The organism is Paenibacillus odorifer, from assembly GCF_000758725.1.
GTDB classification, from domain to species: domain Bacteria; phylum Bacillota; class Bacilli; order Paenibacillales; family Paenibacillaceae; genus Paenibacillus_AQ; species Paenibacillus_AQ odorifer.
Genome location: NZ_CP009428.1, coordinates 4,971,225 through 4,984,061, shown reverse-complemented (window position 1 = coordinate 4,984,061; position 12,837 = coordinate 4,971,225). Strand labels below are relative to the sequence as shown.

The 12,837-nt window shown below is 50.1% G+C and carries 8 protein-coding genes; all 8 read left to right on the top strand.

Annotation, left to right across the window (positions count from 1 at the left end; genetic code table 11):
• Positions 1-246: 246 nt before the first annotated feature.
• The 8 genes from PODO_RS21835 (at position 247) to PODO_RS21800 (ending at position 12,803) form a co-directional block, all read left to right on the top strand.
• The gene (locus PODO_RS21835) at positions 247-1,188 is read left to right on the top strand and encodes an ABC transporter permease (RefSeq protein WP_052097524.1); all 942 of its coding nucleotides are present in this window, start codon (positions 247-249) and stop codon (positions 1,186-1,188) included.
• A gap of 15 nt (positions 1,189-1,203) precedes the next feature.
• A complete protein-coding gene (locus PODO_RS21830) occupies positions 1,204-2,073 on the top strand; it encodes a carbohydrate ABC transporter permease (RefSeq protein WP_036683160.1) in 870 nt (289 codons plus the stop codon).
• A 44-nt stretch (positions 2,074-2,117) separates the two neighbouring features.
• Positions 2,118-3,680 carry an extracellular solute-binding protein gene (locus PODO_RS21825; protein WP_038572676.1) on the top strand — a complete coding sequence of 521 codons (1,563 nt, stop codon included), beginning with the start codon at positions 2,118-2,120 and terminating at the stop codon, positions 3,678-3,680.
• Between the two features lie 46 nt (positions 3,681-3,726).
• Complete coding sequence (locus PODO_RS21820; protein ID WP_076272194.1) at positions 3,727-4,503, top strand: glucosamine-6-phosphate deaminase; 777 nt, start codon at positions 3,727-3,729, stop codon at positions 4,501-4,503.
• Positions 4,500-5,699 carry an N-acetylglucosamine-6-phosphate deacetylase gene (locus PODO_RS21815; protein ID WP_038572673.1) on the top strand — a complete coding sequence of 400 codons (1,200 nt, stop codon included), beginning with the start codon at positions 4,500-4,502 and terminating at the stop codon, positions 5,697-5,699. The genes PODO_RS21820 and PODO_RS21815 overlap by 4 nt, the downstream gene beginning before the upstream one ends.
• On the top strand, positions 5,687-7,492 hold the full coding sequence (locus PODO_RS21810; RefSeq protein WP_038572671.1) for a glycoside hydrolase family 20 zincin-like fold domain-containing protein: 1,806 nt from the start codon (positions 5,687-5,689) through the stop codon (positions 7,490-7,492). Before PODO_RS21815 ends, PODO_RS21810 begins: the two co-directional genes overlap by 13 nt.
• 167 nt (positions 7,493-7,659) lie before the next feature.
• Positions 7,660-9,801 (top strand): S-layer homology domain-containing protein, encoded by a 2,142-nt coding sequence (locus PODO_RS21805; RefSeq protein ID WP_038572669.1) that lies wholly within the window; start codon positions 7,660-7,662, stop codon positions 9,799-9,801.
• A 71-nt stretch (positions 9,802-9,872) separates the two neighbouring features.
• Complete coding sequence (locus tag PODO_RS21800) at positions 9,873-12,803, top strand: insulinase family protein (RefSeq protein ID WP_038572667.1); 2,931 nt, start codon at positions 9,873-9,875, stop codon at positions 12,801-12,803.
• The last annotated feature ends 34 nt before the right edge of the window (positions 12,804-12,837 follow it).

The following is a 12,837-nucleotide window of genomic DNA, read 5'->3' as shown; positions in this document are numbered from 1 at the left end:
TCATAGCGGCAAAAAGCTAACACCAACAATATGCAATTTTGCTGATTTGTACGCTATTCTATGGAAATCCGCAGTTAAGGCGAAATGTTATATAACATGTAGATAGCGCTTTCCAAAGAAATGCAGCTATAATTCGGAGACAAATCCCAGAAAAAAGGGGGAAGTAATCTGACATCTATATGATTTATGATCATTTTAACAAGAGGAGACATGCATATGGCTCAAGCTAGCGTAGTGCAGGACAAAATGCGAAAGAAAGTGCACCGGCGACCCCAACGCCACAAAACGGGAATCCTTAGAACTTGGAATAAAAACAAGGCGCTCTGGCTGCTGTTCCTGCCGTGCCTGTTGTATTATTTGATCTTCCGCTATGCGCCGATGTTTGGATTAGTTGTCACTTTCAAGGATTACAATCTTTTTAAAGGAATTTGGGCCAGCGATTGGGTGGGACTCAAATATTACAGGATGTTTATTGAGAATCCCGATTTTTGGCCGCTGATGAAAAATACTTTTCTGCTTGGTTTATATAAGCTGTTTTTCGGCTTCCCGGCACCAATTCTACTGGCGATTTTGCTTAATGAGGTGCGCAAGGCTGCTTTCAAACGTGTTGTGCAGACCGTCAGCTATCTTCCGCATTTTATCTCAAATGTCATTGTAGCCAGTATGGTGATTATGTTTTTATCCCCAACCGGAGGGCTGATTAATAATCTGCTTGGTGCCATAGGGATTGGACCGATCAATTTCATGAATGAACCTGGATTGTTCCGCGGTATTTATGTCCTGTCGGAAATCTGGCAGCATATCGGTTGGGAGACTATTATCTACTTGGCCGCGTTGACCGCTATCGACCCGCAGCTGTATGAAGCCGCTGATATGGACGGAGCCAGCCGCATGCGTAAAATATGGCATGTCACCTTGCCCGGCATTTCACCCGCCATCGTGATCACCTTGATTCTTAATATCGGTAAAGTGCTCGAGATTGGCTTCGAGAAGGTGTTCCTGATGCAGAACCCGGCGATCTACGACACAGCGGATATTATCAGTACTTATGTCTATAGGGTGGGTATGGTGCAGGGGAACTTCAGCTATGGCGCTTCTATTGATCTCTTCATGGGCGTGATTAGCTTGATCTTCATCTATACAGCAAATTACATCAGCCGTCGTGTAAGCGAGACAAGTTTATGGTAGAAAAGAGGTGTGGTGATGAGATCACCCCGTTTATCCTGGTTTAATGTCGTGAGCACTTTTATCCTTCTCGTGGTTGTGGTGGTCACGCTTTATCCGTTCCTGCATATGCTCGCTGTCTCTCTCAGTAGTGATGTGCATGTCATGAAGAATACAGTTTCTTTCTGGCCTAAGGGTTTTAACCTGAATATGTATAAGCTTGTACTCGGAGATTCGCAAATCTGGGTGGCTTACAAAAATACACTCATTTACACCGTGCTTGGCACCTTTATCTCGTTGGTGGTCACCTCCACGGGTGCCTATGCACTCTCACGCAGTGATATGGCGCTGCGCAAGAGCTTCACCCTGTTGATTGTGGTGACGATGTTTTTCAGCGGAGGGATGATTCCTACGTTCCTCGTGGTTCGCTCCCTGGATCTGGTCGATACCGTATGGGGCATGGTGCTGCCGGGGGCGGTTAGCACTTGGAATCTGATTCTGATGCGGACCTTTTTCTCCGGCATTCCTAAAGAGCTGGAGGAGTCAGGCCGCATCGACGGACTGAATGATATCGGCATATTTATCCGTATTATTGTTCCGCTTTCCAAGGCTTCCTTCGCCACCATAGCACTCTTTTACGCGGTTGGCATGTGGAATAACTTTATTTACCCGCTGCTCTACCTGCGCTCACCGGATTTGTTCCCGCTGCAAGTGCTGCTGCGCAATTTGGTGCTGGCTGGCAGTGCTAGCTCGGGAGATGTTACTAGCATTGGAGGTGACAACATGGTGATAGAAGAATCGCTGAAGTACGCGACGATTATGGTCTCGACGCTTCCGATTCTGATTGTGTATCCATTTGTGCAGAAGTATTTCGTTAAGGGGGCCATGATTGGCGCGGTTAAAGGCTGAGGTGGGTGGAACCGTCACAAATTCAGAATAAGGGAGAGATCGTAATGAACAAATGGAAATCTGTACTGCTGCCACTGGTAATTGCAGCAACCGTAGTAACTGGCTGCAGCGGAGGGGGCAATGACACCTCGCCGCAGAGTAATACTCAGGGCAGTAGTACCGCTTCACCTACTGACTCGTCCAAAACGGAAAAAACCTTCACTGCGCTCTTAGACAACAATGCTACGTTCCCTTATTCGAAAAGCTGGCCCATTTGGAGCTGGCTGAAGGAGAAAACCGGTGTCACACTCGAGGTGCAGACCCCTTCCGGAAAGCTTGAAGAGAGCTTGAACCTGGCGATTGCCTCGAAGGCAATGCCGGATCTGATGTATATGCCTAACCGCAAAGAATCGAATAAATTCGGGCAACAGGGTGCGTTGGTGGATTTGATGGAGTATATGGACGAAATGCCGAATCTGACCGCCTGGGTAAAGCAGTATCCAGAGGAAGCGAAGGCTGCACTGTCTGCTGATGGCAAAATGTATATGTTCCCGAATCAGGGCTTTGGCGAGACGAATCGCATGATCTGGTTATACCGTAAAGACATTTTTGACAAAGAAGGAATCCAGGCACCAGCCACATATGAGGAGCTGCATACAGCTCTAAAAACCTTGAAGGCGAAATATCCGGACAGCTATCCGCTCTCGATCCGTTACGGTCAAATTCCTGATGAAATGAATGCCAATATGACTGTGAATTACGGGACAGGTGAAGGGGCTTATTATGATTTTGATAAAAAAGAGTGGCTTTTTGGGCCTACGGAAGATAGTTACAAGGAAATGGTTGGCATGTGGAAAATATTTTATGACGAAGGGCTGATTCCGCCTGACTTTCTATCTCTGCAAACTAAGCAATGGCAGGACATGGTGTCCACGGGCAAATCGTTTGTGACCATTGATTACATCAGCCGTATCGATTTTTTTAACAATGCGATGCAGCAGGAAAATCCGGAGTTCAACATGCAGTTCATGGCTCCTCCAGCGGGCATTGCCGGCGGCAAGCAACTGAACCCGTATTTTCATTATATGGAAGGTGGCCTAACCGTGGCATCAACCTCAAAGAACATCGATGATGTGATGAGCTATATGGACTTTTTCTATTCCGAAGAGGGACGTACGCTCAGCAGCTGGGGCGTGGAGGGCGAGACGTATGTGAAGGAAGGCGACACGATTAAGTTCAAACCAGAGTACAACGATGTGATCGAAATGCGGAAGCAGACAGGACTTCAGACTAGCGGAACGTACACATGGATCGACTTTGGCTCACATCTGTCGTTGTTCTCAGACAATTTGAAGTATGCCTTTGAAGAAGCAACGAAATATGATCCGTCCATGATGCAGCCACGGCCTGCATTTACGGAGAAAGAGAATGAAATTATTGCGATTACCGGCCAGGCGATCCAAAAACACCGCGATGAAAGCTTTGCCAAGTTTGTAACCGGCTCCCGAAAGCTGGCCGACTGGGACAAATATGTGGAGGAGATGAACAATCTCGGCGTGGATAAGTTGTTGAGCACTTATAAGGAAGCTTACGAGCGTGTTCAGAACATTCAGTTAAACGGGAATTAATCTGTCTGGTGCCAAGGACAATAGTTGCCCGGAAAGGATGAACGGGATGAATGACATCATTAAACCGTTAGAGACACACAGAGTAGAGCAGATGTCCGTTCAGGTTTATGAAGATCGTAGCCTAATGGGCGCTGCGGCGGCATCGCAGGTTGCGCAGAAAATTAGAGCTTTGCTTCAAGATTCCGCGCGTCAGGTCCGAATCGTGTTTGCAGCCGCACCTTCGCAAAATGAACTGTACGAGGGGCTGGTGCGGGAGCAGGGGATTGATTGGTCCCGGGTCAATGCTTTTCATATGGATGAATACATTGGTCTTGCGGCTTCGGCTCCCCAGCGTTTCGGCCGTTTTTTGACAGATCGGCTATATAGTCGGGTTAACCCTGGCCGGGTAGAACTGCTGGATGGTCTCGCTGATGTGGTGCAGGAATGCCAGAGATATTCGGCCCTGTTGAGCGAGGCTCCTATTGATATCGTTTGCCTCGGGATCGGGGAAAACGGGCATATCGCGTTTAATGATCCGCCAGTTGCTAATTTTACCGACCCGCAGCTGGTCAAAGCGGTCGAACTGGAGGAAGCCTGCCGTCGCCAGCAGGTGAATGACGGTTGTTTTACCGGGCTGGACGAGGTGCCAACCCATGCGCTGACGCTTACGGTACCAGCCTTGCTGGCTGGCCGTCACCTGTACGGAATTGTACCTGGGGTGTCCAAACGCAATGCTTTACAGGCGGCGCTCCATGATTCGATCAGCACGGCATGTCCAGCTACTATTCTGCGCACCCATCCGGAGATCACGATGTTCACGGATCGGGCTGCCTTCGGCCTATGAACGTGTCAATTAAGGGAAAACACTACAAGACTGGGCTGCCGGTTGAGATAAGTGTCGAGCAGGGGCGAATCACTTCGGTCACCGAACTTGCGGAGAGTCCAGCCATGGCCGATTGGCCCTGGCTGGCACCCGGGTTGGTGGATCTGCAAGTGAACGGGGGCTGGGGGCTGGATCTCAACACGCTGCCTTTGCAGCCTGCCACGGTATTGGAACTGTCCCGACTTCTGCTAGGAAACGGGGTTACCAGCTATTGTCCAACTCTGATTACCAATGGCAAAGAAGCGCTGGCTCAAGCGGTCTCCGCTATTGCGGAAGCCGCTTCGCTGTATCCGGAAGATGCTGGGGGGATTGTAGGAATTCATCTGGAAGGTCCTTTTCTATCAGCAGAAGAGGGTCCACGCGGCGCCCATCCAAGGGAACATATTGGCCCGCCGGATTGGGATATGTTGTGCCGCTGGCAGGAAGCGGCTGAAGGGCTTATCCGTATCCTCACCGTCTCCCCGGAATGGCCAAACGCCGCTGCATTTATCGCCCGGTGCAGCGAATCAGGCATCCTTGTTTCCATCGGGCATACAGCAGCTTCTCCCGAACAGATAAGGGAGGCGGTTGCCGCAGGAGCGGTGATGTCTACGCATCTCGGCAATGGCACACATCTGACGCTGCCCCGTCATCCCAACTATTTGTGGGAGCAGCTGGCGGCGGATGAACTATACGGCTGTATGATTGCAGATGGCCAACATTTGCCGCCTGCTCTGTTGAAAGTAATTCTGCGGATGAAGCGCAGCCGCACCATCTTGGTCAGCGATGCTGTATCACTGAGCGGAATGCTGCCGGGAACTTACCACCTGCACATCGGTGGAGAGGTTGTATTAACAGCAGAAGGACGGCTGCATCTGGCCGGTAATCCGCAGCTGCTGGCAGGCTCCGCCATGATGCTTCCAGATCAGGTAGCCTATCTTGCGGAGGCTGGATTAGCCCGGCTGGATGAAGCCTGGGATTGTGCTTCTGTTCATCCGGCTACTTTGCTGGGGCTGGAGCAGGCGGCAGGGCTTAGGGCTGGAGCGCCTGCCGATCTCGTGAGCTTCTGCTATGAAGACAGGACACTTACCGTGCTGGAATGCTGGAAAAAGGGTCATAGCAGGGCTTGCAGTAATGAATTACAGCAAAGATTAGGAGGAGAACGATGCAGAGCTTGATACCGCAACCGAAGCAGATCCAAGTGAAAGAGGGAGAAGCTTTTCAGTTCAGCGAGGATGTAAGCCTGAGCCTCTACATGGAGCAGCATGATCCGAGACTGGTGGTTCATTGCCGTCGGGCGTTTCCGGAGCTGGAATGTACACATGTTATCTCGGGAAAAGGATATTCACTTATTCTTCAGAGTCCCTTGCTGCCAGAAACGAAAGGAGCTCAGCCAGATGAAGTGGATCTGGAAATGCTTAACGGTCGGGCGGAAGGGTACAGGCTGGAGGTGTCGGAGTGCCGGATGGTAATCCAAGCACTGGACGCGCCGGGGCTGTTTTACGGGCTGCAAACGTTACTACAGCTGCGTAAGTCAGCAGGGGAAGTTCCTGCCGTGTCTATCACGGACTGGCCTGACACTACTTTGCGGGCGATGAATTTTGATCTTCGCCAGACATTTTCCAAGCCAGAGCTGTTACTATCGTATTTGGCGGATTTTGCCCGGTATAAAACGAATGCGGTTCTGATTGAATACGAAGATAAATTCCCGTTCCAGAAGTACCCGGAATTCGTGCATCCACAGCATTCATTAAGCCTCACACAGCTAGAGGAGCTGAAACGCACAGCCCATGAATATTTTATTGAGATCATTCCGCTGCAGCAGAGCTTTGGACATCTGGAGTATGTGCTCCGCCACGACACCTGGCGGCACTTGCGCGAAACGGAGTTATCCCTCGGGGAGATCTGCCCGTCGCATCCGGAATCCTTCGAGCTGATTACCGATCTGTTACAGGGGATGATGGATACCCATCCTGATTCCCGTTATATTCACCTCGGCTGCGACGAGGTGTACAGCTTATGTGAATGCGAACGCTGTAAAACGTTGTTCGGAGGGGTACGGGAGCGGGCATTTATCGCTTTTTTGAACACTTTGATTGAATTTACAGCCAGCCGTGGTAAAAAAGCGATTTTCTGGCATGACATGCTGGACAAATGCCCGCCGGAAGAACTGGCAAAGCTGGATAAGCGGAGTGCGGCGATGATCTGGATATACAACGGACGTAATATCGAAGCTGAGGTTTCCTCTCTTGCGGATAAATTCAGGTCACTAGGTATCGAGGTTATGGGAGCACCGGCGGTTCGCAGCTTTGACTGGGCTGAACATCAGAATTATCCGGTACTATTGAACCGGACGGATAATCTGCTCCAATGGGCGGAGACAGCGGATAAGCTGGACCTCGGTTGCATCGTCGCCACGAACTGGACGGGGCCGTTCAGCCTTGGCGTTCCTTATGGTATCTTCGAGACGACGTGGTATCCGATGCTGCTGCACGCCGATTTGGCCTGGAACCGCAAAGCGGACGCCTCAACATTTATCGATCGATTCATGGAGCGGTTTCATGGCATTGATCCTAGAACAGGTCATGCTCAGCTCGGGAATTATCAGCTGGAAGATTATTATGATGTTATCTGGAAGCTGCTGGACAAGGTGAAGGATCATAAGGATGAAGCAGAGCTGATTGCCATTATGCATGATTTTGAAGCGGCGACGGACCGTTCGCGGGCGATCCACAAATATGTCTACCGCTGGGAGCTCTATCCGGGAGACGATGCGGAATGGCATTCGCTGCTGAACAATTACATGAGAAATCGCCGTGGACGTGAGAACGTTTTGCCTCGCATGAAAGCGGTTTTGGAGCGTTACCAGCCATCCGATATGGCGGAGCATTTTGTGAAATCCCGGTTCTATCTTCACGATTATCTGGAGCAGACATTATACCGTGAGCTGGGGTTTGGCCAGGCTGAATAAAGGTTTTGAAAAGATCGTACGGCTACCGTGTAAGCGGGTAGCTGTGCGGTCTTTTGTTATTCTTATCTGGATAAAAATGTATATTGAAACATAGTCAGGAACAAAATCCCATTTCGCTGCGTCTAACCTTATAAAGTTCTAGCAAACTACATTGGAGGAGAATGAATATGAGAGCAACACCCATAAACAGGACGATAAGGAAGGTTACACTTACCGCATTATGTATTTTGCTTGTATTGCTGAGTGGCAGGGTAATGGCGGAGCCGTCTCCGGCACAAAAGACAACCGCGGTATTCACAGCGGAGATGCAGAGTACCTTGGAAGGGGCGCAGAATGTGCTGCTTACGATACAGCCATTCCCGGACGAAGCAGCCGTAGGTTTCTTCAAGAATGGGCGTAGTCTGCCCAAGGGATATCTGGAGCAGACTGCCGATAAGATTCTGGAACAGCGGGGCAAGTTCACCAAGGTGGCAGGGCTAACTCGAACAGCGCTGGCTTACAGTGCTGCGGGGGGCAACATCAACAACATCGCGGGTATTGATCTTTATCCATTCCTGATGAATCATGACGGAATTGATTCGGAAGGGGCAGCAGCGGTAGCAGCCGCCTATATTACCTCGAAGAACTCCATTTCAAATTCATTGGAGCGGACAAACCGTTACCCCGATTTGCTGTTTTATCAGCTGCTTGATATGCAGCTAGCGGATGGCAGCTGGCCGCTGGCCGGGCAGAAGCAAGGAGATCTGGTAGCTACTGCCTGGGTACTGACGGCACTTGCTTCCGAAGTGAGTTCAGAACAAACTGCGCAGCCGATTGAGAAGGCTTTGCAGTGGCTTAAGAGCAAGCAGCAGCTAGACGGAGGATTCGATGGTAAAACTACGACGACAGCGCAGGTGATTGTTGCTTTATCCTCGCAGGGAGTTGATGCAGCAGATTTCACCAAGGAAGGCGGAGCCTCGTTGCTGGACCATTTGCTGGCGCGGAAGCTTACGGGTGGCGGCTTTGCGCAGACAGCAGGCGGAGGAAACGATAGTCCCGCTACTGTGCAAGCCTACCTTGCCTTGACTTCCTATAAGCTGCTGTCCAAGCAGGCTGGCATGCTGTATAGCGGACTACATCATGCTGGACTTGACCGGGCAACGATTCAGGTCGAAGGACCCGGTGGCACCCTTGCCGGGGGGCATATTGTTGGCGGAGATGCTGTGAAGGCAGCGGCAGCCTTTTTACAGGCAAAGGGTTTAGCGTATAAGTTGAATGCGGATGCAGCTAAACCAGCCTTCACAGCTATAGAAGGGATTGAGAACGGGCGATACAATGGACGCGGAGAATGGAAGATTGCTGTATTCAGCGGGGGCAGTGCATGGATGTATCCTGAGAATAGCCCGTACAGACTGACAATAGGCAATGGGGATCAGCTGCTTGTTTACTACGCGGATGATACAGAACTGCTTGACCGGATGGAAGTGAAATGGAAAGATAAAAACGGCCAGGAAATGGGTGGATACGCAAGCGCCAATATGCCGTTTTCCCTCCATATCACCAAGTCAAACGGTCAGCTGGGCGGTCTTCCGGCTTTCGGCGCTACTGTGACACTTCAAGGAAAAAGCGTAGTGGCTGACAGCACGGGAAAGGTGTCTTTTGCCGGCATGAAGCCCGGTGTCTATCCTGTGCAAGTCACCAAATACCGTAAAGATGCTGCTCCAGCACTTTCCAAACGGACGTTTGCGCTGCATGTCTCTTCCCCGGAATTGGCCAGCTTTACGGATGCCAATAAAGTCGCAGCTTGGGCACGTTTGGATATCGCAACAGCGCTCAGCAGCGGATATATTCAGGGCGTGAGTGCCAGCGGAAATGTGCTGGCTCCTAAGCAGAAGCTGACCCGGGCTGAATTTCTGACCCTGCTGCTGCGGCTATTGCATGAGTTCCCCGATGCCAAGGCCACTTCTAGCTTTAAGGATGTTCCGGCGGACAAATGGTACAGCGGTACCATCGCCAAGGCTGAGGAGCTGGGCATTATCAGCTCTTCAGCCGGCAAGTTCGAACCGGACCGCGGTATTACGCGGGAAGAAGCGGCGGATATGGTAACCAAAGCTGCCCGGTTGTCTACGTACGGCAGCCCGGACCGTGTGAAGTTTGCCGATACTTCCAGTTTGTCAGAGGCGAGCCGCCAGGCGATTCAGGCCGTGAATGAACATGAAGTAATGACCGGCAGCGGGAGCCGTTTCGATCCTAAGCAGATTCTGGTGCGTGAGCAGGCAGCGGCAATTTTAGTCAGACTGCAGAAATTAATCCCGGAAGCCTTCTATTAATGGAATAAACGTCCAGGGATATGATAAGCTTCAGATAGAGTTATCACATCCAGTGCAGAGGAGGCAAATCTATGAGCCGCTTGATCACAGGCAACATATATTATGGATTTCAGGTCGTTAATGAGGAATTTATCCGGGAGATCGATTCCGCCGTATTCACGATGGAACATCTGAAGAGCGGCGCCAGGCTGCTTTTCGTGCAGAATCAGGATGACAACAAGGTATTCAGCGTGAGCTTCAGGACCCCTCCTGAAGATAGTACAGGGGTCTTTCATATTTTGGAGCATTCTGTATTATGTGGTTCGGAGAAATATCCGGTGAAGGAACCTTTTGTAGAATTGCTAAAGGGTTCGATGCAGACATTCCTGAACGCATTTACGTTTGGGGATAAGACGATGTATCCGGTGGCGAGCCGGAATGAGCAGGATTTCTCCAATCTGATGGAGGTCTACCTGGATAGTGTATTTCAGCCGAATATTTATAAGCAAAGGGAGATTTTTGAGCAAGAGGGCTGGCATTACGAGCTTCAGCAAACAGAAGACGAGTTGATCTATAAAGGCGTGGTTTACAACGAGATGAAGGGTTCCTATTCCTCGCCGTTTACAGTGCTGATGGACAGGATCAAAAAGTCGTTGTATCCAGACACGATTTACCGCCATTCTTCAGGTGGAGATCCGCAGGAGATTCCTGCGCTTACGTATGAGCAATTCCTTAAGGCGCACAGCAATTATTATCACCCGTCCAACAGTTATTTTTATCTGTACGGAGACGTCTCTATTGAAGAGAAGCTGCAATTTATAGACCAGGAATACCTTAGCCGTTATGAAAAAAACAGCTTTGATACCTCCATTCCCCTACAACAGCCTACCGGAATGACGGAGCTGGTAGCGGATTATCCGATTCTGGAAGCAGAAACGGCCGACGACAAAACTTATTTGAGTCTGAACTATGTAATTGGAACCTCTACGGATCGGGAACTGAATCTGGCTTTTGATATTTTGAAAAGCATGCTGATGGACAGCAATGCAGCTCCGCTTAAGCAAGCCCTGCTGGAAAGCGGTCTGGGTAAAGATGCCTTTGCTTTTTATTCCGACAGTATGGTTCAGCCGCTGCTTGGCATTACCCTGACACATTCGAACGCCTCCGCCAAAGATGCCTTCGTGGAGCTGGTGAAGACCACATTAAGCAGCTTGGTTAAGAACGGGCTGGATGAGAAGCTGGTGCTGGCGGCGGTCAACAGCAAGGAATTTGAACTGCGGGAAGCGGACTTTAGCCGATATCCAAAGGGACTTACTTACAATATCGAAGTGATGAAGTCCTGGCTCTATGACGGTCAGCCGTCTACTCATATGCTTTATGAAGAGGTATTCACTACCATTCGGGAAAAAATAACGGATCGTTATTTTGAGAAGCTGATTGAGGTCTACTTACTGAATAGTGATCATTGCAGTCTGGTGGTGCTGAACCCGTCCAAGACGATTGCAGCCGACAAGGAAGCGAGCACCCAGCGTCAATTAAGTGAATACAAATCATCACAGCAACCAGACCAGCTGGAGCAGCTTGTGCAGAGTACACAGCATCTTCTGGCGCGGCAAGGCCGTGCAGATGCTGCCGAGGATTTGCAGAAGCTGCCAAGTTTATCTCTACAGGACATTAACCGCAGTGCTGAACCTCAGGTGCCATCCCATGAATATAACCTTGAGGGTCTAAAGCTGATCCATCATGACGTATCTACTCAAAAGATTGCGTATTTCAAGTTTTATTGGGATACGAGTGTTGTGGCTCCTGAGCAAATTCCTTATCTTGTGCTGCTGGCAGAGGTATTGGGCCAAATGGAGACAGCTTCTTACAGCATTGAAGAGCTCACTAGTGAAATTGGGATCAAAACCGGAGGCATTCATTTCAAAAATGAGATCTTTGGCGCTGCAAAAGATACTGGAGCCAGTTATCAGCCTAAATTCACTGCGCAGGTTAAGGTGATGGCGGGGCATATTGGCGAATCGCTGGATCTGCTGCGCGAGTTGCTCTATACCAGCGCGCTCGATAACCTGACGAAGCTACAGGAAATCGTGCGCCGGGAAGCTTCGCAGATGGAATCGGTTCTGAACCAAAAAGGCAATGAAATCGCGGCCAGCCGCCTGATGTCTTATTTTTCGGACATGGGAGCGTATCAGGAACAACAGGGTGGTGTGGCCTATTACCGCTTTATCCGTGAGCTTGCCGAGAAGATCGATCAGCAGGGAGCTGAGGTGGCAGACACGCTGAAGGATATCTGTGCGGTTTTATTCAATAAACAGAATTTAATCATCAGCGTGACGGGTACCCCTGATTTGTATGAAGAATTTGCCGCTAATGTAGCGAAGCTGGATATTCAGGATCGGCCAGTGGTGAATAAACCTAAGATTACGGCGCAGGGGCATGCGGATAATGAAGGTTTTATGTCTTCCAGCCAGGTGCAATATGTGGTTAAAGGCTACGACTTCAACAAGCTGGGATTTACGTATTCCGGCAAAATGCAGGTGCTCAAAAAAATCATGAGCCTCACCTATCTGTGGAATGCCGTGCGCGTGAAGGGCGGAGCTTATGGCGGAAGCCTGATGCTGCGCAGAGATGGGATATTGATGTTCACTTCCTACCGTGATCCCAATTTGCAGGAGACGCTGGAGGTTTATGATCAGGCGTACCGATTCACCGAAGGATATGAAGCGGATGCCGACGAGATGACCAAAGCAGTTATCGGCACCCTGTCCATGCTGGACCAGCCGCTGAGCCCAAGCGCTCAGGGACGGCGGGCGGACCGGCATTATTTTGAGCAGGTAACCGGGGCCGAGCTGCAGCAGGAACGGGATGAAATCTTGTCGACCACACCGGAAGACATCAGACAGTATGCCGATTTGCTTAAGGCTGTGACGGAACAAAATTATTTCACAGTTGTCGGCAATGCCTCCAAGTTGGAATCGAAAAAAGTCTTATTCGGAAACCTAGAAGAACTAGTAATGTAATTCTCTCTATAAACTCCTCTTCAGTACCTGTCTG

Excerpts from the sequence above, each read along its gene's own strand:
- PODO_RS21835 (WP_052097524.1), top strand. The coding sequence starts at position 247 with ATGCGAAAGAAAGTGCACCGGCGACCCCAACGCCACAAAACGGGAATC.
- PODO_RS21830 (WP_036683160.1), top strand. The coding sequence starts at position 1,204 with ATGAGATCACCCCGTTTATCCTGGTTTAATGTCGTGAGCACTTTTATC.
- PODO_RS21825 (WP_038572676.1), top strand. The coding sequence starts at position 2,118 with ATGAACAAATGGAAATCTGTACTGCTGCCACTGGTAATTGCAGCAACC.
- PODO_RS21820 (WP_076272194.1), top strand. The coding sequence starts at position 3,727 with ATGAATGACATCATTAAACCGTTAGAGACACACAGAGTAGAGCAGATG.
- PODO_RS21815 (WP_038572673.1), top strand. The coding sequence starts at position 4,500 with ATGAACGTGTCAATTAAGGGAAAACACTACAAGACTGGGCTGCCGGTT.
- PODO_RS21810 (WP_038572671.1), top strand. The coding sequence starts at position 5,687 with ATGCAGAGCTTGATACCGCAACCGAAGCAGATCCAAGTGAAAGAGGGA.
- PODO_RS21805 (WP_038572669.1), top strand. The coding sequence starts at position 7,660 with ATGAGAGCAACACCCATAAACAGGACGATAAGGAAGGTTACACTTACC.
- PODO_RS21800 (WP_038572667.1), top strand. The coding sequence starts at position 9,873 with ATGAGCCGCTTGATCACAGGCAACATATATTATGGATTTCAGGTCGTT.